Source organism: Marinobacter sediminum, assembly GCF_023657445.1.
GTDB classification, from domain to species: domain Bacteria; phylum Pseudomonadota; class Gammaproteobacteria; order Pseudomonadales; family Oleiphilaceae; genus Marinobacter; species Marinobacter sediminum_A.
In genome coordinates, this window is the sequence record NZ_JAGTWY010000001.1 from 1,685,596 (window position 1) to 1,709,055 (window position 23,460).

At 52.8% G+C, this 23,460-nt stretch carries 27 protein-coding genes; 4 read left to right on the top strand and 23 right to left on the bottom strand.

Annotated features, from left to right (window positions below; genetic code table 11):
* Positions 1–107 precede the first annotated feature (107 nt).
* From KFJ24_RS08015 to KFJ24_RS08100, 19 genes are all read right to left on the bottom strand, one after another.
* Complete coding sequence (locus tag KFJ24_RS08015) at positions 108–467, bottom strand: YajD family HNH nuclease (protein ID WP_250830548.1); 360 nt, start codon at positions 465–467, stop codon at positions 108–110.
* 190 nt (positions 468–657) lie between these two features.
* The gene (locus KFJ24_RS08020; protein WP_250830549.1) at positions 658–1,620 is read right to left on the bottom strand and encodes a calcium/sodium antiporter; all 963 of its coding nucleotides are present in this window, start codon (positions 1,618–1,620) and stop codon (positions 658–660) included.
* A gap of 127 nt (positions 1,621–1,747) precedes the next feature.
* Positions 1,748–2,689: an enoyl-CoA hydratase/isomerase family protein gene (locus KFJ24_RS08025; RefSeq protein ID WP_250830550.1), complete on the bottom strand. Its 942-nt coding sequence runs from the start codon at positions 2,687–2,689 to the stop codon at positions 1,748–1,750.
* A 159-nt stretch (positions 2,690–2,848) separates the two neighbouring features.
* On the bottom strand, positions 2,849–3,547 hold the full coding sequence (locus tag KFJ24_RS08030) for a glutathione S-transferase family protein (protein WP_250830551.1): 699 nt from the start codon (positions 3,545–3,547) through the stop codon (positions 2,849–2,851).
* A 139-nt stretch (positions 3,548–3,686) separates the two neighbouring features.
* The gene (locus tag KFJ24_RS08035; RefSeq protein WP_250830552.1) at positions 3,687–4,376 is read right to left on the bottom strand and encodes a hypothetical protein; all 690 of its coding nucleotides are present in this window, start codon (positions 4,374–4,376) and stop codon (positions 3,687–3,689) included.
* A gap of 121 nt (positions 4,377–4,497) precedes the next feature.
* Positions 4,498–4,902, bottom strand: a complete 405-nt coding sequence (locus KFJ24_RS08040) for a hypothetical protein (RefSeq protein WP_250830553.1) — start codon at positions 4,900–4,902, stop codon at positions 4,498–4,500.
* 92 nt (positions 4,903–4,994) lie between these two features.
* Positions 4,995–5,723: an Abi-alpha family protein gene (locus KFJ24_RS08045; RefSeq protein WP_250830554.1), complete on the bottom strand. Its 729-nt coding sequence runs from the start codon at positions 5,721–5,723 to the stop codon at positions 4,995–4,997.
* Between the two features lie 114 nt (positions 5,724–5,837).
* On the bottom strand, positions 5,838–6,158 hold the full coding sequence (locus KFJ24_RS08050) for a hypothetical protein (RefSeq protein ID WP_250830555.1): 321 nt from the start codon (positions 6,156–6,158) through the stop codon (positions 5,838–5,840).
* A 480-nt stretch (positions 6,159–6,638) separates the two neighbouring features.
* Positions 6,639–7,037 (bottom strand): 4-fold beta flower protein, encoded by a 399-nt coding sequence (locus KFJ24_RS18285; RefSeq protein ID WP_434968004.1) that lies wholly within the window; start codon positions 7,035–7,037, stop codon positions 6,639–6,641.
* Positions 7,018–7,755: a hypothetical protein gene (locus KFJ24_RS08055; protein ID WP_250830556.1), complete on the bottom strand. Its 738-nt coding sequence runs from the start codon at positions 7,753–7,755 to the stop codon at positions 7,018–7,020. Before KFJ24_RS08055 ends, KFJ24_RS18285 begins: the two co-directional genes overlap by 20 nt.
* A 105-nt stretch (positions 7,756–7,860) precedes the next feature.
* On the bottom strand, positions 7,861–8,673 hold the full coding sequence (locus KFJ24_RS08060) for a hypothetical protein (protein WP_250830557.1): 813 nt from the start codon (positions 8,671–8,673) through the stop codon (positions 7,861–7,863).
* Between the two features lie 114 nt (positions 8,674–8,787).
* Positions 8,788–9,426, bottom strand: a complete 639-nt coding sequence (locus KFJ24_RS08065) for a hypothetical protein (RefSeq protein ID WP_250830558.1) — start codon at positions 9,424–9,426, stop codon at positions 8,788–8,790.
* Positions 9,427–9,517: 91 nt separating this feature from the next.
* The gene (locus tag KFJ24_RS08070) at positions 9,518–9,925 is read right to left on the bottom strand and encodes a hypothetical protein (protein ID WP_250830559.1); all 408 of its coding nucleotides are present in this window, start codon (positions 9,923–9,925) and stop codon (positions 9,518–9,520) included.
* An 85-nt stretch (positions 9,926–10,010) separates the two neighbouring features.
* Positions 10,011–10,508: a DUF3291 domain-containing protein gene (locus tag KFJ24_RS08075; protein ID WP_250832589.1), complete on the bottom strand. Its 498-nt coding sequence runs from the start codon at positions 10,506–10,508 to the stop codon at positions 10,011–10,013.
* An 84-nt stretch (positions 10,509–10,592) separates the two neighbouring features.
* The gene (locus KFJ24_RS08080; RefSeq protein WP_250830560.1) at positions 10,593–11,078 is read right to left on the bottom strand and encodes a hypothetical protein; all 486 of its coding nucleotides are present in this window, start codon (positions 11,076–11,078) and stop codon (positions 10,593–10,595) included.
* An 82-nt stretch (positions 11,079–11,160) separates the two neighbouring features.
* The gene (locus KFJ24_RS08085; RefSeq protein WP_250830561.1) at positions 11,161–11,595 is read right to left on the bottom strand and encodes a hypothetical protein; all 435 of its coding nucleotides are present in this window, start codon (positions 11,593–11,595) and stop codon (positions 11,161–11,163) included.
* Between the two features lie 66 nt (positions 11,596–11,661).
* On the bottom strand, positions 11,662–12,129 hold the full coding sequence (locus KFJ24_RS08090) for a hypothetical protein (protein WP_250830562.1): 468 nt from the start codon (positions 12,127–12,129) through the stop codon (positions 11,662–11,664).
* Positions 12,130–12,226: 97 nt separating this feature from the next.
* The gene (locus KFJ24_RS08095) at positions 12,227–12,925 is read right to left on the bottom strand and encodes a ZIP family metal transporter (RefSeq protein ID WP_250830563.1); all 699 of its coding nucleotides are present in this window, start codon (positions 12,923–12,925) and stop codon (positions 12,227–12,229) included.
* A 135-nt stretch (positions 12,926–13,060) separates the two neighbouring features.
* Positions 13,061–13,486, bottom strand: coding sequence for a hypothetical protein (locus KFJ24_RS08100; RefSeq protein WP_250830564.1), 426 nt, complete (start codon positions 13,484–13,486; stop codon positions 13,061–13,063).
* A 380-nt stretch (positions 13,487–13,866) separates the two neighbouring features.
* Here KFJ24_RS08100 and KFJ24_RS08105 point away from each other — a divergent pair, with 380 nt between their 5' ends.
* A complete protein-coding gene (locus tag KFJ24_RS08105; protein WP_284709169.1) occupies positions 13,867–14,055 on the top strand; it encodes a phage integrase N-terminal SAM-like domain-containing protein in 189 nt (62 codons plus the stop codon).
* Positions 14,056–14,102: 47 nt separating this feature from the next.
* Here KFJ24_RS08105 and KFJ24_RS08110 read toward each other — a convergent pair whose 3' ends face one another.
* Positions 14,103–14,450, bottom strand: a complete 348-nt coding sequence (locus KFJ24_RS08110; RefSeq protein ID WP_250830565.1) for a 4a-hydroxytetrahydrobiopterin dehydratase — start codon at positions 14,448–14,450, stop codon at positions 14,103–14,105.
* 127 nt (positions 14,451–14,577) lie between these two features.
* Between KFJ24_RS08110 and imuA the strand changes: the two genes are divergently transcribed.
* Genes imuA through KFJ24_RS08125 form a run of 3 tightly spaced genes read left to right on the top strand, consistent with a single transcriptional unit; the run spans position 14,578 to position 19,812 of the window.
* Positions 14,578–15,267 carry a translesion DNA synthesis-associated protein ImuA gene (gene imuA, locus KFJ24_RS08115; protein WP_250830566.1) on the top strand — a complete coding sequence of 230 codons (690 nt, stop codon included), beginning with the start codon at positions 14,578–14,580 and terminating at the stop codon, positions 15,265–15,267.
* A 7-nt stretch (positions 15,268–15,274) separates the two neighbouring features.
* Positions 15,275–16,693 carry a Y-family DNA polymerase gene (locus tag KFJ24_RS08120; protein WP_250830567.1) on the top strand — a complete coding sequence of 473 codons (1,419 nt, stop codon included), beginning with the start codon at positions 15,275–15,277 and terminating at the stop codon, positions 16,691–16,693.
* On the top strand, positions 16,693–19,812 hold the full coding sequence (locus KFJ24_RS08125) for an error-prone DNA polymerase (protein ID WP_250830568.1): 3,120 nt from the start codon (positions 16,693–16,695) through the stop codon (positions 19,810–19,812). The genes KFJ24_RS08120 and KFJ24_RS08125 overlap by 1 nt, the downstream gene beginning before the upstream one ends.
* Before the next feature lie 52 nt (positions 19,813–19,864).
* Here the strand turns inward: KFJ24_RS08125 and KFJ24_RS08130 are convergent, their stop codons facing one another.
* From KFJ24_RS08130 to KFJ24_RS08140, 3 genes are read right to left on the bottom strand one after another with little or no spacing between them, the layout of a single operon-like run.
* Entirely contained in the window at positions 19,865–21,199 is a 1,335-nt protein-coding gene (locus tag KFJ24_RS08130) for a sodium ion-translocating decarboxylase subunit beta (RefSeq protein WP_434968005.1), read from the bottom strand.
* A 14-nt stretch (positions 21,200–21,213) separates the two neighbouring features.
* Complete coding sequence (gene oadA / locus KFJ24_RS08135) at positions 21,214–23,001, bottom strand: sodium-extruding oxaloacetate decarboxylase subunit alpha (RefSeq protein WP_250830570.1); 1,788 nt, start codon at positions 22,999–23,001, stop codon at positions 21,214–21,216.
* A 40-nt stretch (positions 23,002–23,041) separates the two neighbouring features.
* Positions 23,042–23,293: an OadG family protein gene (locus tag KFJ24_RS08140; protein WP_250830571.1), complete on the bottom strand. Its 252-nt coding sequence runs from the start codon at positions 23,291–23,293 to the stop codon at positions 23,042–23,044.
* Positions 23,294–23,460: the final 167 nt, after the last annotated feature.

Consider the following 23,460-nt stretch of genomic DNA (forward strand, 5'->3'; position numbering starts at 1 on the left):
CGGAGCAGATCCAATTCCCGATCGGGCATCTAGCGCTTGAATCATCGGCTAGGAGTGTCCACTGCACCGGGGTAAGTCCACTTTGTTGATAAGAATGTACCAGGGAGCTAGTTCTTCTTATCCATTTGTTCCTTTAATCCTGCAAAGGGATTATAGGTTGCTGGAGCTTGCTCGCTTTTTTTACTACTGCCATAACGCACGAGATTTTCGAATTTGGAGTGCTCCTCATCGTGGCAATACAGGCACAAGAGTTCCCAATTACTGCCATCCGGCGGATTGTTATCATGGTTGTGATCGACATGATGAACGGTTAACTCTGGTAGATTCTTACCAGAAAACTCCCGCGCACAGCGACCACAAATATGGGGAAATAGCTTCAGCGCCTGCTCTCGATAGCCAGTATCTCGCTTGGCGTTGTATTTCAGCTGTTCGGCGCGAACTTGGTCGAAGGTAGATTTTTTATTCATAGCGGTACTTGAATCCTTCTTGTTTTCTTACATCTAAGCTGCCTATACAGAATAGCTAAAACTCATGTTCTTTCGTTCATGCTGATTAAAGCTAACGCCACCAACACGCGCAGCTTTGTAGTGGAGACGTAGCCGCAACGAAAAAGCTGTCGTCGTGCTTGGCCTGGTTAGACATTCTCGTTTCCACCGTTTATGTACCGAATACCGTGAAACTCAGACTTACATATACACCGTAGCCCAACAGCAGCAATCCTCCTTCGAGTCTGCTAAGACGACTACCTGTATATAAAAAGAACAAAAGAATCAGCGACGTTCCCAACATGACCCATTGATCAAACTGCAGGATTCGCTCATGGACTGGAAGCGGCTGTAACAACGCGGAAATGCCGAGTATACCCAAGAGATTGAAAATATTACTGCCCAGGATATTCCCAATAGCAACATCGGCATGTCGGCGGAACGCCGCAATTACTGATATCGAAAGCTCGGGCAGAGAGGTGCCAACCGCCACAAGGGTCAAACCTATCACAGCTTCTGAGACCCCGAACGACTCGGCGATCCCGATGGCTCCCTTTAACAGTACTTGTGAGCCGGCGATCAAAAGGACCAAACCCAACATAACCGCCATGACTATCCATAGCGTTGTTTTTGGCAGAGATGTGACTTCCTCTCCTTCGGCTATGTGCAACCCAGCAGAAGGCGCTTCTCCAGAGCGCTCGGTCGAATAAGCCCAGATTAGATAAGCGGCGAGCGCCAAAATGAATATGGCAGCATCAGACCTTACCAGCGCATCCCCACCAACAAGAACAAGAAACAAAATGCTAGCCGCGACAACCGTGACACCATCCCGCCGTAATGCAAGCGGTTTGACAGCAAGAGGCGTTATCAGTGCGCATAAGCCCAGAATCAGCAGGATGTTGCCAATATTACTCCCCACGACATTACCAATTGCGATGTCGGGCCGCTCACTAAGGGCAGCCTCAACTGAGACTACCAGCTCTGGCGCAGACGTTCCGAAACCGACAATTAACAAGCCGCTGAGCAAAGGAGAAATTCCTAGCCGATTTGCTGCTGCCAGAGATCCTCTGATAAGCGCTTCACCACCAGCCGTTAGAAGCAAAACTCCGATAGCGACGAACAGCAGATCCAACATGATTTTGAGCTTCCGGTTGCGAACTTAGTAAAAAATGGCTGCATCAGCCAGAACTGCCTAACGCCGACATAAACGGCGGAGTGTCAGCGACGTCCGGCGACCATAGGGAGCGAATTTAATGTACTTGTTAGCCATCGGTTAGATCTACAAAACTACCAGCCTCTAGTTTTGTTCTCGCGATTGGGTCATTTACGGGAAGAACTTTCTTTGAATCAATGAACTCAACGTATGCTTTAGAAGCCCTTTTCGCGCCACTTGACCCTAACAATGATAGAAATACGCTTTGTTCCAGTTGCAAACCCTTCTCGAGCGCCAACGACCCGCCTTCGATAACCGACTGCTTAATCACCGCTACAGCAGCTTTGCTGCGATGAGATAGCGGTTCAGCCTTCCTGAGAACCTGGTCAAGCAGCTTTTCATGAGGAATCACCTCAGATACGAGTCCCAGGGATAAACATTCTTTAGGTGAGATTCCCCTACCAGTAAGCATGAGCTCTAAAGCTGCACCACGCCCGATAAGGCGTGACAATCTTTGAGTCCCACCTGCTCCGGGCGGGAAACCGAGCAAAACTTCGAATTGTGCAAGTTCTGCACTATCGGATATAAAGCGTATATCGCATGCGAGTGCGAATTCTAAGCCACCGCCCCCTGTTTGGCCGTTGATTGCAGCGATAAAAATCGTTCCACTGCGCCCCATCAGTTGCAAGGTTTCATGGAGTTTTTGTAACTGTAGGAGGCCTGCAGCCGGTGATTTTTGGAGCAGCCACCGCATTCCGGGAATTCTTTTTAGCGCCCTGACAGCGGCCAATGCAAATCTGGCCTGACCTATTGAGATAGACGGTGAGCTTTTGGCTACTTCCAACAGTTCACCAACATCGTAATGAGATATGAATCTATTGGGGTCGTAACCGGTAAACACCACAACACCGACATTCTGATCGCGATCTACCGACACGATCAATTCATTGAGTTCATTGCACATTGATTCTGTCAGCAACGCATACGGCGGATTGCTGAATTTCGCGATCACTATGCGTCCATGCTGTTCCGTTTCGATTAACTTTTCCATACGGGGTCCTATTGAAGCTGGCTAACGCCTGAGGTCACCGGCATTTGAGGCGACGCCTGATTTTGCAGCAGAAAAAGCAGGTGGCGGGTCAAATGTCCGCTGCAACGATTTGTTAGCCGTCAACTCTCCCTGGCCAGTCATTTCTTCCTCTACGTTTCCTCAACCCGAAAATTTCTTCATTCGGTCTTTGTCCGGAACTTCGGGCGTGAAATCTCGGGCATCTTCAAAAGATTTCACGAATGCTGGGCGTTTTGAAATCCTAGACAGGTACTCGCGAAAGATGTCGTCCTGGCAGAGTTTGTAGCCCCGCGCCCACGTCACATTGTGACCAATAACGATATCCGCACCGGAGAATTCTTCCCCACAGATGAAGGGCATCCGGGATAGCCTTTCCTTGAGCTGCGGCTCAACTTCCTCAACGAACTTTTTCCGATAACGTTCGATCGTTCTTGAGTCGGCTTGCGCTGAAGGCAAAACGTGCTCGTGTATCCGAACTTGCCACAGCATCATATCCATCCATGTGCCACCGAAATGCAGCATTTGAAGAAAATCGGCTCGTTCAAGCGATTGGCCAACCGGTGGCGAAAGCCGCTTTTCAGGAAAAGCGTCTACAAGCCATTCCACCATAGCCACGCTCTCCAGCATTCGATGGACCGAACCATCTTCCAAAACAATTTCAAGCAACGGTACGTTGTGGTTCGGATTCTTCAGCAGATATTCTTCGCTGTATTGCTCCCCGCTATAAAGCTGCACAGTCTGAACCTCAAAATCATCGCCAACTGTTTCATGCAAGGCCCAGCGAACTCGAGCGCTTCGAGTGGCCGGAAAGTGGTAAAGCTTCAGTTTCTTGATCTTCATAAGATCCAACCTTAGCAAGCCGGTCGCATTTGACGGCTAACGCTTGCCATCACCGGCGGCAAAACCGGAGCGAAGCGGAGTTTTTGGCGTCCGGTGGATGGCCTAGTTAGGTTTCTGGTCCATCAGCCAAGGCACCGGGTCACACTCTTTTGATCATTAGTTCGAGAAAGTCATCCTGTTGCTGGCCATCGATAAAGCTCCACCGAGCAAGAATCCCCCACAAGAAATTGCCCACGTACTTCACAGGATCATCCGTGTATGCACTAGAATTCTTTAACCTGTTGATATTTTGGTTTAATAGCTTGAAGGACCTGTGGACTCTCTCGTCCTGAATGGCAACATTGTTCAGTACATAATTGACTTCAGAAGCCAGCAATTCCATTTCGAAAAGAAGATCCTGGAGGAAGTCATTTCGATCATCAAGACCATTAAGCGCCTCGTACCAGCGCTGCTTGTTATTCGCGTCAAAATACGCTTTGAACTCAACGTGGTCACACAGTTTTCTGGGCAACTTTGAATCGTGGGTGCCAACAGAACTCCAAAGTAACACCTGAATCACTGATTCCTTAAACTGTTGATAATGCTGACTCAAGTTATCCCGTAGCAATTTTCGGCGCTTTACCTCTGGGTATTGAACTACGAGGGCCCAGAAAAAGAAGCTTCCCAAGTAAGCGACGGACAAGCTGAATAGAATTGAATTTCCGATGTGCAATGAATGCAGTATTGGCTCTATCCACGTTCCCTGAAGTGGAGAAATGACGGGCTCAGAAGCTCCTGAGAAGAGGCCAAAGGTCGCAAAAATAGCGAGCAAGATCAGGAAATACTTCACGGTCGACATTTTCCCACGAACAACAATGTTCCCCCTATAAGCCTAACGCCAGCCATAAGCGGCGCCCTGGCAAGGGCCTCCGGTGGAGGGCCGTCGGCCCGGAACAACCTTAATGGCATTGTTAGGTACCATCCCGAACACTCCCAATGAACGCTTTGAGCTCTTCTCGGATACACCAAGATCCGCCCAGCATTATGACTCCCGCTACTAACGAGAAATGGGATACAAGTAAAACGAATGCTGCGAAAAAAGCCCAAAGAGCATATCGAGTCAAGGTCTTTACCCTTTCAGAACCAAGTGCAGCTTCGACTTTCTTTGCCGGAGTTTGGTCCTCGATCAGGTAGGCGTGCACAAATGTGAAACCAGCAAAAACCGGAAGAAGACCAGCGAACAGACAAGTTGCGAGGAACAGGAAAAGCGAACCGGATACAGGCTGGTTCGAACTTAGCAAAGCCAAAAAGTAGGTTACGCACGCCCCTGTAAATGCGCCATACAGCCACTTTAGCTGTTCAACTTTATGCTTCATTACTCTCTCCTCCCTGTGAACCTAACGCTGAAACTTTGCGGCAATTTTGGAGCCGCGAAGCGGTGGAATAATTGTCCCGCAACAGTGACTTGTTATACCGCGCTAAAGCTCTCAATTTCCTCAGGCATACATGCTTCAGCAAAGAGCTGACCGAAAGAAGTTAAACGGGCATAACTAGTTATATTCACACCTACTTGTGAACCATTCTCATAAATTGGCTCTTGATGCCCATGCTGCCAAGCACCTGCTAGGTTAAGGCTATTCAGATGATCTAAGTACAAAAAATAGTTTTGCGGAAAGACAAGGTGTTCTAAGGGAAAATGGTTCTCCCGAACCTCTTTTTTTTCAAACAACTTGGTTTCCAGGTTAAACGGAGAATATTGCTTAAGCGGACGCTCCCCCTTGCTTAGATAGAAAATTATCTGGGCTTCATCTGGTGAAAGTTGAGAGATGATCGTTGCGAAGGCCGGATGTGCCTCATTTGCTCTTTCTTTATCTATGGCGCGTGCCAGAAGATTTAGAAATAGCTCTGCAAGTAGGCTGTTTTGCTCTTGGTACTTGAGACCTTCAAAAACGGGCCCCGCAAGTTGGGGATGGGCGGGAATGAGATTTTCCTCAGGAACTTTCTCATTCACTCGCTTTAAAAAATTCAGCCACCTTTCATGCTGTGCTGCCAAATAATCTATTGGAGCCAAAAGAAACCGTGATGCCTTCACGGTGTTTCTAGCAGCCTCACCTATTTCCTTGAAGGCAGGAGAAGCAATATCGTCATAAGCCTTCTCCACAGGGAGGACTTTTGCGACATCTTCAAGCCAACCCATAAAACCTCCTTAAACGGTATAACGCTTGCAGCATGCGCGCCCATGGAATGGAGCCGAAGGCGCAATGTAATGGGCGTCGCCGTGCCTGCACTTGTTAAAGTGTTTTCAGACGAGCTACTCCATTTCCCTTAAGTATTTCTCAGTAAGCAACTCATTTAGTATCCACGCTGCCGTCAAACGAAGGAGAACTTTAAGGTCACTGAGATCCTTTTCTTCCCATTTTCGAACATAATGGGTTTCATCATTCCCTATCCAAGCAGCCCGCGAAGCGCATGCCTTTACGTTGGCATCGGTGCAGTATTCGTTGATGCAGGCACCGAGCAACTTTCTCTTTATAGATGGCGCATCATCTGGATGCTTGTGAATAGCATAGTCTTTGATCAAAAACTCTAGTGCCTTTCGGTAGCCACAACCGGCAATTTGATCAAGCTGCAACCCCTCTGCAGCAGAGCTTTGAGCTAACACTTTGTGATAATTGGGAGAAAGATCCTTTAGCTCATCAGCCGTATCTGGTTCAACGGGCCTGAACGGAGCGCAATTCCTGAGGTAGTAGCTCCCTCTAGGGTAATGGGTTCTATGGTCTCTATCCTGTGTGTAAGAGGCTATAAACGCTCTTTGGCATTCATTAGGTGGGCAGCGATAAAGAATCTGGACAGTACTGCCCCCGTCTAGGTCAGACCTTGAAATCAGGTTACTTCCGATGTTCAGTGCACGTATGCCGTGGTGACATAGAGGGCACTTATCAGGGTCTCGGTTATACGTTAAAGCCTGCCCTTCTATCGGTATCTGTGGCATTTCCTTTCCCTTTAACGCGAAGCTAAGCGGCCCCCTGACAAGGGCGTCCGGTGGAGGCCGTAGGCCGGAACAAACTTAAGCGCCTTGTTAGAGCTTACTGAGTCAGCCATGCCACAAAACTCAAGGTTGACCAACCACCCGGTGGAGTTGGTGGTTTGGCCGGTTTCGGTGGCCTTGGAGGCTTCGGCGGCCTCGGTGGTTTTGGGCTTCTCGGAGCTTTTGGAGGCCTTGGTGGTTTGGGGTGCCTGAAACAACCTGATCCGGATTCCAAGCCACCGGCTTGCCACTAGTATCCCGGCACACGAACCCCTCAATAGCACCGAGCCAGCTGCCGTTGTCTGCTGACCATGCATGGTCATTTCGAACGTAGGCAGCCCATTGCATAGATGTATCGAAGACGTGTTCGTCGGGTTCTAACCACCCCACGAGCTCGCAATCCTTATTGAACAACGGGATTAGACTTAGACTCACAACCTTCCCCCATAGCTCTAACATTTTTTTAGGGTTGGGGCGGCTCATTCGAAAACCTTGCCTCCAGAACAGTTCCGATCAGCCAAACCAGTGCAGCAGGGATGATCCAAAAAAGCAGCACATTGAAAGCTATCGACGGTTTAGGGGCTGCCACCAATATGATACCCAGGGCCAATTCGAACAGAAGAATGAAAAAAGCATTCCCATGTTCGCGAAGGTGTTTGTAAGACTCAATATATTGTCGTGCTTCCTCTGTGTCACCGCTTCTAGCCTTAGTTAGTTGCCTATAATAAGTATGGGCCCGTTCTCCGTTTTTTAAGAGAGAAAATCCAAATGGCACGATCTGTAGAGACATAAGGAGAGCAAATAGGACTGTCGCCATAAAAACCGGCATATTTAGCTTTGAACAAAGGAAATAAAAAGCAACTGCAACTACCCCCACAACAAAGAGCGCACCATAAAATACCCTATTGAATACCTTGGTGTTGTGAGTTAAAAACGCTCCCCGTGATGCATGGAGCACAAGAATAGGGGCACTTGAAATGTAGCAATACGCTAACCCCATTGCTGCGAGAAGGAATAGGTGTTGCACATCGAGCTTTGAGACGTCAGTGACACCGGGGATGATGAGGTTTTGAAGGCTTGAGGTTTCTGACGCATTCAGAAATAGAATGATCGCCCCCCCAACGACTGTGCCTACGAAGTAACGTACAAAATAGAATTCCCACCACCTATTACCACCCGATCTATTTTCACTATCGGACATGCTCAGGTAACTCCTTTTGGAAAACTCTAACGCTTGGGCTCAGCGGCCGATTTGGAGGCGCACCGCGCCGGAAAACCGATCCGCTGCAGCCCCTGGTTATGTGCTTTAATAAGAAATGATTGAATTTTCACTCACCGCCTCAATGTTTTCTAACCCATTGTAGGGCTTAGCACCATGAAACATTGCTGCCGTACAATCACGGAGATTTTCAGGACTAAACATTGCTCGGTATTTTCGGTACGCCCAAGACTCAACGATTAGTTTTATGAGTGAGGGTACTTCTTTACCATTGAAGCCGAGGGGGTTGGCAGCTGACAGCGCTGACTCAAAATCAGCTAAAAATGAAATCAAATATGGAGCTCGGTTCATTCTTAATAGCTGTTCCGCCGCTGTAAAGTCCTCAAAAATCATATAGGCTACATGACCATCAACTTCCGCCCCGTGGGTTAAATAATGGCTACAACCTTCCAGAAGTCCCTTTTTGGAAAAGCAAACATGAATATTTCCATCTTCTCTTCGACCAGCTCTATTTCCGGGCCCTAGTTGTTTTAGCACACTGTCAAGATTGTGTTTTACTGCTTCCCACTCGGGGTGCTCCTTAAATACCTCTGTTAGCGTGTGCTTTCTTCTCTCTAAAGTTAGAGGGCGGAGTCCATTATCTTTTATATCAGCTAGCTCGCGTGGTGAAAGTCGCGTTCCGTGATACACCCTGACGCGAAATTTTTTGAGACTGCTTACCAAAAGATCTACTAAACAATCCCTATCCATAAATTGATACAAAACATCAGCGGCATCTTCGATATATTCGGGCTCGGCTTCAGAAATAGCTTCTACCAATCCATTTGGGGCAGCTCCCAATATAATCTCATCTATCCAGGGCTCCCATTCTTCAATCCTGTCGTAATCGATAACCTTCATTTATCGCCTCAAATCGCCAAGGAGGAAAGCCCAGTACGTAACTCGGGCACATAACGCCAGTGGTAACGGGTGGCAACGGAGCGCAGCGTAGTTGGCGTCCCGCTGACCACCTTGTTAAGGCTTTTTGCTCTCACTCTTGAGTTTTTCAAAAACTCTGAGCTTGTGTGCCAGCAACCGCGCACCGCTTCCGTCAACAAACTTGTGATACATGACGGTAGTATCACGATAACGACCGTCTATGTGGTTCATCACAGCTGAGCAAGCTTTAAGAATCGCTTCAATCCTTTGCCTGCTGATACCGGCCAACGTACTTGCCTCTCTGTTCAACAGGTACTCATGGTCCTGATGAGCAATACGCTTATTTCTGTGCTGCCTTGCAAATTCCGCCTCTGCGACGGCTTTCTCACAGAGGGCTTCCACCTCAGTGCGTAGCGACTCTTCTGGAATCAATCCTGGTAGAGAACGGAGAGTCAGATTTTTATTCTTGCCGGTTTTCGGTGGGTCAGTGAGTCGAGAGATACCTAGTAAAACACTATCCCAAAGCTGATCTTGCACGACTTTAAAAAACAGGCTCGCAGTTCTGTTCAGTAACTCTACCGTCTCCGAGTCCGTACCAAAAAGTTGTCTATATTGTTGCCAAAAAATATGAAGTTCTGTGACCTTATAGTAGAGCTCATAAAAACAAGAGCCCAGTTCCGACCCCATCGAAGCAATATAATTAGCTTTGATCTCGTCCATTGATATTGAGGTCATCTCAGATTGCCTTAACGCTTTTGTTCAGCGGCGCCCTGACAAGGGCGTCCGGTGGAGGGCCTACAGGCCCGGAACAAACTGAAACAACTGGTTAGGCAATCTCATAGCTTAAGCCGAATACCAGAAGGCCAGCCTGGATCAACAAAATAAACAAGCAGCCGTTTTCTGACCATTTGGATAGTTGAAACTTCAGTTGGGATTTTTTGAGGTCTTTTTCCATCTGCTTATCGGTAAGATTTTCTGGATCTTCAGCCAAAACTCTGCCGATCCGGAAGTACGTGCTCTTCACCACTAAATAGTTGCAAGTGAGTAGCGTGATTGCGACCAAAGCAAGAGCCACTACAGCGAGTTGTACCAATGAAACATCCTCACCTGAGACCAGTGTTGCTGCAGCGAGAATAAGACCATTAATTGTAAGGAGAGCATTCCACAAACCAAAACTTGCCTGCAGATACCGATCAGTTATTTGCTCTATCCGGGTTTCAAATTGGTCTTGCATATTTTTGCCTAACGCCGAAAATAAGCGGCGGCCCGACAGGGCCGTCCGGTGGAGGCCGAAGGCCGGAACGAACTTAATTGATTTGTTAAGTGGCTGGACATTCACCACCCAAAGTATCGGCCGGCACGCTGGCCAATTCACTGGGAGCCGGGAAGGCTTTTTTGAACGTGAAAGCCTCGGCGGTTGGTCCGTGCTCTCTCAGGATGTTTAGTTTTCGCGCTGCTTCTTCGACTGACGGAATGTGACCGGCAGGCACCCACCAAAGAACCATGTATGCCTCACCCATTTTGTGGAACCACTCTTTCTTGCGATGCATGATCTCAACGTGGGCAGACCGATAAACGTAATTATGCAAAGCCTCGACCGAATCCCAGAGAGAAAGATTCACGATCTTATCGGAGCCGAAATAATCAATGCCGGTGGCATCACCTTCTTCGGTTTGCAAGCGCCAGACGAAACCAGGGGAATCCTCAGCCAACGCGTTGATCCTGTCCAAATTCTCGACGAAACCTGAAAGCTGAGGCAAATCGGTTGGAGCCATCAGCGTGGCAATGTTTAGCTGGGCAATTTGATACTTACTCACAGTTTCCTCCATGAAAACACTTAACGCCGGTGGTAACGGTCGGCAACGGAGCGCAGCGTAGTTGGCGTCCCGTTAACCACCTTGTTAGCACCAGCCAGCGGCATGACGGTGCTCGCTGGCGAACTGAATAGTTCGCAGCAGCGGAAACTGCTCTGGTATAGCCGCCGTGGCAATTCTCTTGTCTCCAATCCCGGCAACGATTTCTCCAAATAGCTCGGAGGTTGTCATTACTCGACCACCTGCCAGCGTCTTTACGTTCGCATTGCTGGCAAACCCAAGGAGTGCGATTTGCTCAATCTCTTTGGGTAAGCTTATGCCCTCAAACAGCGCTGGGATATGTTGCCGCCCGGCTTCAAACTTTTTGCCGTAACGCTGCTCACGTTTTGCCCATGAGTGCGCATCCATAGATGGTTCGATGTGAACCAGGTGTTGATGCCCAGGATGAAACGCCACCACATCTAGCTCGCACTCGTAGCCACCATTCGCACGAGGCCCAACCTGAATATTCCGGCGGACGAAATACCCTCTGTATTCATACCACTCAGCAACGAGCTGTTCGAGATGATTCATAAAGTGCTAACGCTGAAATAAGCGGCGCCCTGACAAGGGCGTCCGGTGGAGGCCAACGGCCGGAACGAACTTAATTGATTTGTTAGGCATTTTTACCTCGCAGAAAATCAGCGATGAGGTGCCATTTTTCTTCGTATTCCTCGTAATCGGGAATATCTTTAAGGTTTACTTTGCCCCAGTTTTCGCTTCGTGGAGCTGACTCCACAATGGCTACCGGGAAGACGAAATAATTCGGCGGCATGACCTCTTTTTTACCGTCCTTCGAGCCCCGGTTAAGCAGCACCACAACAACGAAATCGCAGTTGAAGTTTTTGATTGGAAACCCACCAGCGCCGGTTCGCCAACGACTTTTTACTTGAACCATTGCGGATCTATTCGACTCGGGGTTTGTCGCGACAAGATCGTAACCAGGCATATTTGTATAAGTCTTGTAGGAGGCAATTTTGTGGAGCAAAAGCTGTCCCAGAACCAAAAACTCAGCTCCTTCTGCCTCCAACCGTGTATCTAGTCTCGCCATTGCCAATCCTAGTTTTGATGCCTAACGCCGCGCTCTGCGGAAAATTTGTCCGACAGCAGCGCCTTGTTAGCTGCTGACATGCTTCAACAGCAGCCATATTCTTTTACGAATATTGATTACCCTCACTCCCCAACGATAATTCGTACTATTACCAACATGAGGGAAACGTATTTTGATTTCGTTTATCTTGTCGTAAATAGAAACAACCAATTCTTCGGTTTCTTTCCCTCCCCATTTCTCCAAGTCCGTCCCTTGAAGTGACGGATATTTCGTTATTTTAGATTTCTTGAGCTTGTTAAAGTTGAAACCTTCATTAGCTAGGCGCTTGTATTCAGTCACTGATAGTTTCTCTGCAACATCGCCTAGCGGTACACCATCAGAAGCGACCATATCGAGATACGATAGGTTATCTTTGAGCTCCCCAACTAGTGCGCGTGAATCACCTTTTGATTTATTCCACCATGAAGTAATCGACTTCGCAGCGGAGCCACCAGAAGAAAGAGCTTTAAGTGCTGTGGGTATTGTTATGTCCATGTCTTTATTCTTGTGCAGCTAAAACGCTGCGCTCTGCGGCAAATTTGTAGCGCAGCGGAGAATTTGTCCGACAGCAGCGCCTTGTTAGCTGACTCGTTCATGTATTCCACATTGCGAGGAATAGCGTCAGTGCTATCCCGACTGAAAAGAAACCGAAATGCGTGGCTGCGGCGCGGAAGCTTTTATTTGCCTTGATCTCCGGTACCAAGTCGGAAGCGGCAATGTAAATGAAATTGCCTGCGCCAAAAAGCACCAAACCGGACACTTCAAACTGTTGGGCTGCAAAATAAGCGACGAGGGCTCCCAGAGGAAAAGTCAGTGCCGAGAGGAAATTCCACAGCAAAGCATTTCGTCGAGGAAAGCCACCGCGCACCAGAATACCAAAGTCGCCCAACTCCTGTGGAACCTCGTGGGCTGCCGCCGCCACCCAAGCGGTAATGCCGGCAGCAGGATTGATCAGGAAGGTGCTAGCAATCCCCAGGCCGCCGAGAAAATTGTGAACAGCATCACCAACAAGGATCAGATAGGTTACTGGTTCGCGTCCTGTACGTTGGGAACTGTGTGAGTGGTGCCAGTTAAGAAACAGCTCCAAACCCAGAAAGGTGACAAAGCCAGCGGCGAGCCACATGCTGGCGGCCAACGGGTCGAGGGCGGCAGAACCCTCCGGAATCATGTGAAACAAGGCACCACCAATCAGTGTTCCCGCTGCAAGGGAGACAAAGGGAAGCAGCAAACGATCAAGGGTAGCCGGCTTGAGCACTACGGTGACACTGCCCACCAAGGCGATGGCGCTCATGAGAAATCCACCGATGACAATCCAAGTCAAATTATCGATATGCGCTTCCTACTTGGCAGCTAACGCTTGCAGCATGCGCGCCCATGGAATGGAGCCAAAGGCGCAATGTAATGGGCGTCGCCGTGCCTGCACTGGTTAGGGCGCGGTTGAACAAAGTGCCACCACTTTTTTGAGTTTAATATTGCGAAAAACAGTATCCGTTTGGGTGACCGAACTCTGTATTGTAGCGCCTGGAAGACTGCTCCCACCGTTTGAAGATGTCCCGATAGTCTGAACGCCAACAGGTATTAGTACACTCATTCCAACTTGACGCTCGTATTCGGTCACCGATTTCACCTTAACAGATGGTGCCGTCGCGGTCGGACCGAGTGCGTCATTACAAACTTCAGAAATGTGAGAGAGTATTTTCTCTGTACTAATATCTGCTTCATCCACATAAGTGACCTGAATTCCAGCTGGTAGAGGCTCGGTGTGATAACCAAGCACACCATCGTATGACCTTGGCCCCGATGCACAACCGGAAAGAAAAAGCGTGGCGGCCATAAAGTGATGAATTTTCATTCTAATTCCATTCAGTAAAACGTGTTCCTAACAGCTAATTATACGAACGCGTTCGTATATCATCCGTTCGTAAAAGTCCGGTCAAACTTCCGCGAACAGGGGCCAAATTCTTCAGTAAAAAGAGCATCTTGAGCACCCGTTACCACGGCTACCGCCGGAGTTATCGCCCGTTCCTGAGCCACTCCTGCTCCTAGCCATGGGCGTATAACTTCGCCCTTCGTATTCCAACTTTCAACCCTATCAGATAGTTACCTTCATTTCTCATGTGATGCCTTGGAGTTTTGCGAACGCGTTCGTATAACTCCGCCAAACATCAGCTCCTTGACGTTGGCTCACACTAATATGCTGTATATGAAAATAGTGTTTAAGGATGACTGGATATGGATTTACCACCCCGATACCTGCGCAACAACCCGTTTTTGGACAAGGTTCGGAGTTTTTTACGTCTGCGAGGCATGGCGTATAAAACGGAGAAAACCTATCTGTTCTGGATCAAACGGTTTATCCGCTTCCATAGCCTCCGGCATCAGGCGGCCGGCGTACGCAGTCCTGTCGATGAGGGGTTCTAGGCCTCCGGAGGGAACGCGGCGGAAGCAGGGTTCCGCCACAATCAGGGTTATTGCATATCGTTGAAGGCAGCGTCTGTTCTTGCTGCCAGGATGAAATCATTTTTGTGCAGGCCACCAATTTCGTGGCTCCACCAGCTTACCGCGACTCTTCCGTACTCCAGGACAACCACGGGATGATGGTCTTCGGCTTCAGCCAGGTCGCCAATCTTGTTGGTTAATTCCAGAGCCTTAACAAAGTTTTTGAGTTTGTAGACCTTATGAAGCCGCTCTTCTCCGTCAATGTCGAGAATTTCCCAGTCCGGAACGTCTTTGTGCAGCTGCTGTTTTTCTTCCTCGGTCGCTTTGGGGGCGTTTGGGCTGCAGGCTTCACAGCTGTGTGCTTTCAGGTCACTCATTTCAACCTCCATGGTTGATGGCTGTACTACAAGCGTGGGTTGTGCCCTTCGCTTTATCAACCCTTCCCTTGAAATCCGGCCGCTTTCAGAATACTGTATATTTAAACAGTACTTTGAGAGTCTTCCCATGAGCGAGCTTCTGAACACGCTGATGCAGGATGCCCGCGTCTGGCAGGGGCACCGGCACGTACAAACTACTCAGCCGGCAGAACCAACCGGCTACCAGGTCCTGGATAACCAGCTCGGCGGCCTTGGCTGGCCCCGGGGTGCCCTGAGTGAATGCCTGCTGGACACACCCGGCATTGGCGAACTGCATCTGCTGCTGCCATTGATGCAACGGCTGTCCCATAACGGCAAAACCGTGTTCTGGCTGAACCCGCCACACACTCCCTACGCCCCTGCCCTGGCACGGGAAGGCGTGAATCTTGATCAGGTGGTCATGGTCCACACCGAAGACGAAGGCGATTTCCTGTGGACGCTGGAAAACTGCCTTCGTTCACCGGTAACAGGACTGGTGATGGCCTGGCCAGGAAAGCTGGCCTCCCGGGAAGTCCGGCGTTTGCAGCTGGCCGCAGAGGCCGGCAGCAATGTGTGCGTGTTGTTCCGTGAGCGCCGCTACGCCGGGCAGAATTCCCCGGCCGCCCTTCGCCTTGAACTGGAACCCGGAGACCAGCAGGACCTGAAAGTGAATGTGGTGAAGCGCCGCGGCAGTTGGCCCGGTCAGCGTTGTTCGCTGGCCATGGCCCACCGGGCGGACCTGTCCTTCCGTGAGGCGCCCCGTGTGGTCCAGGGCCCCTGGCCTGACTCAGCCCGGTAGTTCCGCCATGCTCTGGTTGTACCTGCACTTCCCTCACCTGTTACTGGACCATATCCGTCGCTCACGCGAGGGTACAGACGCGCTCGTCATCGTGGAGGGTTCCGGCCAGAAGGTCATTCAGGCCTGCCCGGAAGCCCGGGACCTGGGCGTGCATGCCGGTATGCGCCTGAAAACCGCCATCAGCCTGGCACCGGAGCTTGGTATGGTGCGGGCGGATCACCAGCAGGAAGCCCGGATTCTGGAAGATCAGGCCCGCTGGCTCTACCGCTACGCGGCTCACATTGTGCTGGCACCACCGGATGGCCTGCTGGCTGAAATCGGGAGTTTGCAACGGTTGTACGGTGGCCTTCCGGCCGTCTGGCAGACGGTGGAGCAGGCACTGGATGAGCGCCAGCTGACAGCCTGGCCAGGCATTGGCCAAACACCACTGGCGGCCCGCCTGATCGCCCGGGCCGGTAAGGGTGAGTGCACGTCTGACCAGGGGCATATTCTTCGAACCCTTGGCAGGATGCCCCTGCCAGCTGCGGAGTTTGATTCCCGTACCTGTACCCGTTTGCAACGGCTGGGGCTGAACACCCTGGGGGAGGTTTTTGATTTGCCGGCGGCAGAGCTCGCCCGCCGGCTGTCTCCGGAAACCCTGGCTCATGTGCAGAAAATTCAGGGCGCCCGGCCAGACCCCCAATCCCCCTGGCAGCCCCCGCACCACTTCCGGCAAGAGGCCGACTTTGTCCAGGAAATTGAACAGTCGCAGGGGTTGCTGTTTCCGCTGCAGCGCATCCTGTCAGAGCTGGAAGAGGATCTGTGCTGGCGTCAGCAGGATACCGACAGCCTGTTGCTGGTCCTTCATCACCGGCATGAAGAACCTACCCGCCTGCGCATCCGCACCTCGGGCCCGGAGCATCGGGCGGAAGCTTTTCTGAACCTGATCCGCCTGCGGTTTGAGCAGCAGCCTCTGCGGGCACCGGTCATATCGCTTCTGCTGTCCGTAAAACGCTTTCTGGGGCGGGAAGCTGCGGCCGGGCAGGATCTGCTGGGTGAAACACAGGATCTGAACGAGGCCTGGCATACCCTGATGAGCCGGCTGCAGGCCCGGCTTGGCGAGAACGCCCTGAAGCAGCTGACACCCCAGGCGGATCACCGTCCGGAACAGGCCTGGAGCGCCTCTGAAATCCAGCGCAATACCCGGCCAGCGGCCACGGATAACCATCTTCTGCCACGCCGCCCCCTTTGGCTGCTGCAAGGGGCCCAACCGCTCACAGAGGCCCCGAGGGTCTGGTTTTCCGGCCCGGAACGGATCAGCGGTGGCTGGTGGGACGGCCAGCGGGTACACCGGGACTATTACATAGCCCAACTGAACAATGGTCAGCTGGCCTGGGTGTTTCGGGATGTGCGGGATGGCTGGTTCGTGCATGGCTGGTTTGGCTGATGAGTGAGCCTACCTACGCCGAGCTGTTCTGCTTCAGCAACTTCACCTTCCTGACCGGCGCATCCCACCCCCAGGAACTGGCGGAGCGGGCTGCGGAGCTGGGGTATGCCGCCCTGGCCATCACCGATGCCTGTTCCGTGGCTGGCATCCCCCGCGCCTGGGCGGCATTGAAGGAAAGCCCGGTGAAACTGATTACCGGCAGCTGGTTCGAGCTGCACGATACGCCGCCCGGCGCCAGTACTCCCCGGTTTATCCTTCTGGCCCGTACCCGAAAAGGCTATGGCCAGCTTTGCCAGCTGATTACCACCGGCCGCCGCCGGGCAGAAAAGGGCCAGTACCAGTTGTTCTACCAGGACGCAGAAACCCATGCCCTGGAGGATTGCCTGTGCCTCTGGTTGCCCCCCTCACCCGCGCAGGCCAACGCCGATCAGGCCCTGGCCTGCGGCGAGTGGCTGCTCCGGTTATTTGAGCACCGCCTCTGGATTGCCGCCGCACGCACGCTGGAGTCCGGCGAGGAACAACAACTGGCCCGCGCCCGCTGGCTGGCCGGCCAGTTGCGCTGCCCGATTACAGCCACCGGTGAAGTGCACATGCACAGCCGGGAGCGCCAGCCCCTGCAGGACGTACTCACTGCCCTGCGCAATCACACCAGCCTGGAAAACGCCGGCCATTGCCTGTTCCAGAATGGTGAACGCTACCTCAGGCCTCTGCCGGTACTGCAACGCCTGTTTCCGGGAGCCTGGCTGCAGGAGTCCCTTCGGATTGCTGAGCAGTGCACTTTTGAGCCCGGCAGCCTGCGTTATGAATACCCTCCGGATCTGGTACCGGAGACCGAAACCCCGGCCGCCTACCTGAAGCGACTGACTCGCGAAGGCGAGCGTCGACGTTTTCCGGATGGCACCCCGCTGACTGTTCAGGCCCTGATCCGCAAGGAGCTGGGACTGATCTCGGAGATGAAGTACGAGCACTACTTCCTCACCATTCACGACATCGTTGCCTTTGCCCGCAGCCAGGGCATCCTCTGCCAGGGCCGGGGTTCAGCCGCCAACTCCGCCGTGTGTTACTGCCTGGGTATCACCGAGGTAAATCCGGCGCGGGTGGAACTCCTGTTCGAACGGTTCATCTCCAAAGATCGCAATGAACCGCCCGATATCGACGTGGATTTTGAGCACGAGCGCAGGGAAGAAGTCATCCAGTACATCTACCAGCGCTACAGTCGGGAGCGGGCCGCGCTGGCCGCAACGGTTATTCGCTACCGCCCCCGAAGCGCCATCCGTGATGTCGGCAAGGCACTGGGGTTCGATCCGGCGCTGGTGGAGCAGTTGCTGGAGGGCATCGACTGGCGGGACAAAGCCACCGGTTGGCGCCAGCAAGTGCTCGACAAGCGCCTGACCCGGAACCCGAACGTCGCCGACCAGTTCTTTACTCTGGTGAATACCCTGCTTGGTTTCCCTCGCCACCTTTCCCAGCATGTGGGCGGTTTCGTCATCAGCTCTGGTCCGCTGGCCGAACTGGTGCCGGTGGAAAATGCCGCCATGGCGGACCGTACTGTTATTCAGTGGGATAAAGACGATCTGGAAAGCCTGGGGTTGATGAAGGTCGACGTCCTGGCCCTGGGCATGCTGTCCGCCATCCGCAAAGCCCTGGACCTGATCAGCGAAGAAAAGGGCCAGACGTTCCGGATGCAGGACATTCCCCAGGAAGACCGCGCCACCTACGCCATGTTGCAGAAAGGCGACAGCATCGGGGTATTCCAGGTGGAATCCCGGGCCCAGATCAACATGCTGCCCCGGCTGAAACCGGAAACCTATTACGATCTGGTGATCGAAGTCGCCATCGTGCGGCCCGGCCCCATACAGGGCGACATGGTGCACCCTTACCTGCGGCGCAAACACGGTCTGGAGCCGGTGGATTACCCCAACGATGCCATCCGCAAGGTGCTGGAGCGCACCCTGGGCGTACCCATCTTCCAGGAGCAGGTGATCAAACTCGCCATGGTTGCGGCTGGCTTCTCCGCCGGAGAGGCAGACCAGCTCCGCCGGGCCATGGCCGCCTGGAAATCCCACGGCGATCTGACCCCGTTCCGGGAAAAGCTGGTCACCGGCATGCTTGAACGCGGCCACGACGCTGACTTTGCCGAGCGGCTTTACCAGCAGATTTGTGGTTTTGGCGGCTATGGCTTTCCGGAATCCCACGCCGCCAGCTTTGCACTGCTGGTCTATGTTTCCGCCTGGATCAAATACCATCATCCGGCCGCCTTCTACTGCGCCCTGCTCAATAGCCAGCCCATGGGGTTCTACTCGCCATCCCAACTGGTCCAGGATGCACGCCGTCACAGCGTTAGCGTACTGCCGCCAGACGTCAATCACAGCCAGTGGGACCATACCCTCGAAGGCCCCGACCGCCATTTGCGACTGGGGCTGAGACTCATACAGGGGTTGTCCGCCAAAGGCGCTGAACGGCTCGAGCAACAACGCCCACAACAAGGCTACCGCTCCGCCAGCGAACTGCGCCGCCTGGCCGGCCTGAACCAGCGGGACATGGAACTTCTGGCCGGCGCCAATGCCATGCCCGCGTTCGCCGCCAATCGCCACCAGGCCTATTGGCAACTGTTGGGGCACGAACAATCCGCCGAGCTGTTCGCAGGAGAAGAGCACGAAGACTACACCCCGGAAACCTGCGAGCAGTTACCAGAGCCCACCGAAGGCCAAAATGTATTGGCTGACTACAGCAGCCAGGGCCTGACCCTGCAACGCCATCCCCTGGCACTGCTCCGGGAACAGGGCCACCTCCAGTTCTGCCTGAGCGCCGAACAACTCAAAACCACCAAGGCCGGCATTCCGGTTCAGGTCGCCGGCCTGGTCACCGGGCGCCAACGCCCGGGCTCCGCCTCCGGCGTCACCTTTGTGACTCTGGAAGACGAGACCGGAAATGTGAATGTCGTAGTCTGGCTCGAAACCGCCCGGCGGCAGCGGAAACCGTTGCTAACCGCCCGGTTATTACATGTGAAAGGCGTACTGGAAAGAGAGGGAGATATTGTTCATATCATGGCAGGCAAACTTTCGGACCTGAGCCATCTCATAAAAATGCTCCCGGTCAGCTCCCGGAATTTCCATTAAAAAACCCCGCCAGGCTTACACCGGGCGGGGTTTCAGTACAGCAGAGAGACGATCAGCTAAGCAGTTTGATCATCACACCGGCAGCTACCGCAGAGCCGATAACACCAGCCACGTTCGGGCCCATGGCGTGCATCAGCAGGAAGTTCTGCGGGTTCGCTTCCAGACCAACCTTGTTGGATACCCGCGCTGCCATCGGCACCGCAGATACACCAGCCGAGCCAATCAGCGGGTTGATCTGCTCCTTGCTCACCTTGTTCATCAGCTTCGCCATCAGAATACCGGTCGCTGTGCCAACACCAAATGCCACAATGCCAAGGCCCAGGATGCCAAGAGTCTGGCCATCCAGGAACTTGTCTGCCATCAGCTTGGAACCAACCGACAACCCGAGGAAGATCGTCACGATGTTGATCAGCGCGTTCTGGGCGGTATCGTTCAGACGCTCAACCACGCCACACTCACGCATCAGGTTGCCGAAAGTGAACATACCCAGCAGCGGCGCTGCATCCGGCAGGAACAAAACGACTGCAATCAACACTACCAGCGGAAAAATGATTTTTTCCTGCTTGCTGACCGGGCGCAGCTGGCTCATCTTGATCTTGCGCTCCTCGGCCGAGGTCAACGCCTTCATAATGGGCGGCTGAATCATCGGTACCAGCGCCATGTAGGCGTAAGCAGAGACCGCAATCGCACCAATCAGGTGAGGCGCCAGCACACTGGACACGTAAATGGACGTCGGACCATCTGCACCACCAATGATACCGATAGCCGCCGCTTCCAGGATCGTGAAATCCAGAACCCCGGTCCAATCCAACAGCGCGGCACCAATGACCGTACCGAAGATACCGAACTGTGCAGCAGCACCCAGCAGCAGGGTCTTCGGGTTGGCAAGCAGCGGCCCGAAGTCTGTCATCGCCCCTACACCCATAAAGATCAGTAGCGGACCAACCGTACTGCCGATAATGACGGAATAGAAGTTATACAGCATTCCGTTACCGTAACCGAAGTCCTGGGCAACAGAGTTGGCCATCGCCATTTCAGAGTAGCTGGCCTCTTTCACGGCTTCCTTGAAGACTTCCTTCAGTTCGGGCGTTACCGCCTGCCCGGCCTGGTAGGCCACATCCAGCGGCGCAGCCAGCGCAGCCAGAATCTGCGTTGCCTCATTCTTCAGAGCGAAATGGATGGCATTTTCCGCCGCAGTCAGGGCCAGGCCTGCCTCCGGAATATTCGCCAGAATGCCGCCGAACCCGATGGGTACCAGAAGCAACGGCTCAAATTTCTTGTTGATCGCAAGATAGAGTAGCAAAAGGCCGATGGCGATCATGATCACCTGGCCGATCTCGATGTTGAACAGGCCACTACCTGTCCAGAGAGTCATTAATTTTTCCATGGAATGCTGGCCCTTTATGCGATTGTCAGCATTTCATCATCAGGGGAGACGGCATCACCGACCTTGATGAAGATTTCACCGATAGTACCGGCCTTCGGTGCGCGAATTTCGGTTTCCATCTTCATGGCTTCCAGAATAATGAGCACGTCGCCTTCTTCCACGGCATCGCCCGGAGAAACCTGAATCTTGAAGATGTTACCACCCAGAGGCGCAACTACGGGCTCGCCTTCGCCGGCTGCAGGCGCAGGCGCCGCAGAAGCTGCCGGTGCGGAAGCAGCGCCGCCTTCACCCTGAATCTGGGTGATCTCACCGCCTTCGGAAACCGCGACAACGTACTTTTGACCGTTAACGTCAACGGTGTAAGTCTCTGGGCCGTCGGTCTTCTTGGCAGGTGCTGCGTCTGCAGCGCTCGGAACCGGCTCAAAGGCATCCGGATTATCGCGATTTTCGAGGAATTTCAGACCAATCTGCGGGAACAGAGCGTAGGTCAGCACATCATCAACGGTGTTGTCCGCCAGCTTGATGCCCTTCTCGTCTGCCAGTTTCTTCAGCTCGTCGCTCAGCTTATCCATTTCCGGCTCGATCAGATCAGCCGGACGACAGGTAACAGGCTCTTTACCATCCAGAACACGCTCCTGCAGTTCCTTGTTCATCGGCGCCGGTGCAGCACCGTACTCGCCTTTCAGGATTGCAGACGTTTCTTTGGAGATGGACTTGTAGCGTTCGCCAGTCAGAACGTTCAGTACCGCCTGGGTACCTACGATCTGGGAAGTCGGAGTTACCAGGGGGATGAAGCCCAGGTCTTCACGAACCTTGGGAATCTCGTCCAGAACCTGGTCGAACTTGTCGCTCGCGTTCTGTTCACGCAGCTGGTTTTCCATGTTGGTCAGCATGCCACCAGGCACCTGAGCAATCAGGATACGGGAATCGGTACCGCGGAGGCTGCCTTCAAATTTTGCGTACTTCTTGCGGACTTCACGGAAGTAACTGGCAATTTCTTCGAGCAGGTTCAGGTCAAGACCGGTATCACGGTCAGTACCTTCCAGAATCGCGACCACGGCTTCGGTGGGCGAGTGACCGTAAGTCATGCTCATGGAGGAGATAGCGGTGTCCACATTATCAATACCGGCTTCCGCTGCCTTGATGGCGGTGGCAGTCGACATGCCAGTGGTTGCGTGACACTGCATGTGGATCGGGATGTCCAGCTCTTTCTTCAGACGGCTGACCAGATCAAAAGCCACATAAGGCTTGAGAATACCCGCCATGTCCTTGATGGCGATGGAGTCCGCACCCATATCGGCGACTTCCTTCGCCAGCTCTACCCACATTTCGATGGTGTGGACCGGGCTGGTGGTATACGCAATCGTGCCCTGGGCATGCTTGCCGGTCTTACGAACGGCCTTGATGGCGCGATCCAGGTTACGAGGATCGTTCATCGCATCAAAAATACGGAACACGTCGACGCCATTCTCGGCGGCACGCTCACAGAAACGATCCACCACATCATCCGCGTAATGACGGTAACCCAACAGGTTCTGGCCACGCAGCAGCATTTGCTGCGGAGTGTTGGGCATCGCTTTTTTCAGTTCGCGGATGCGCTCCCATGGGTCTTCGCCCAGATAACGGATGCAGGAGTCGAAGGTAGCCCCACCCCAGGATTCCAGAGACCAGAAACCGACCTTGTCGAGTTTCTCGGCAATGGGCAGCATGTCATCAAGCCGCATACGAGTGGCAAGCAGGGACTGGTGGGCGTCACGCAGGATAACGTCCGTAATCCCCAGCGGTTTCTTTGTGTCAGTCATCGTGTCAGCCTTCTGTTTAAAGGTTCTAGTCTTTACCGGTTCACTTCTTGTGGCGCGACCGGAATTGTGCAATCGCCTTCTTGATGGCCTCGGCGGTGTCAGGGTCAACCGACGCAGGGGCCTTTGGCTTGGCACGTGGCGTTGTGGCCGGGGTTGCCGGCTCTGGGGGCGCAAACCGGGAGATCAGTTTGGACATGAGCAGTGTTGCGAACACCAGTACCACCAGGAACGCAAACACAAATCCCATACCGGCAATCATCAGATCTACGGCTTGTGACATCAGGTCATTCATATCGAATAGCTACCTGTATTGGTTTGTTGATTTCCCCGAGTTGCCTGGCCGGACCACTTAGACTAAAGTCTCAACCCTTGCCACAGCAATTCAGGAGGCAAAATCCTGCGTAATTTACCGTTTTAGAAAGCTTCGGGCAACCTAAATGCGAATTACTATACGGGGTT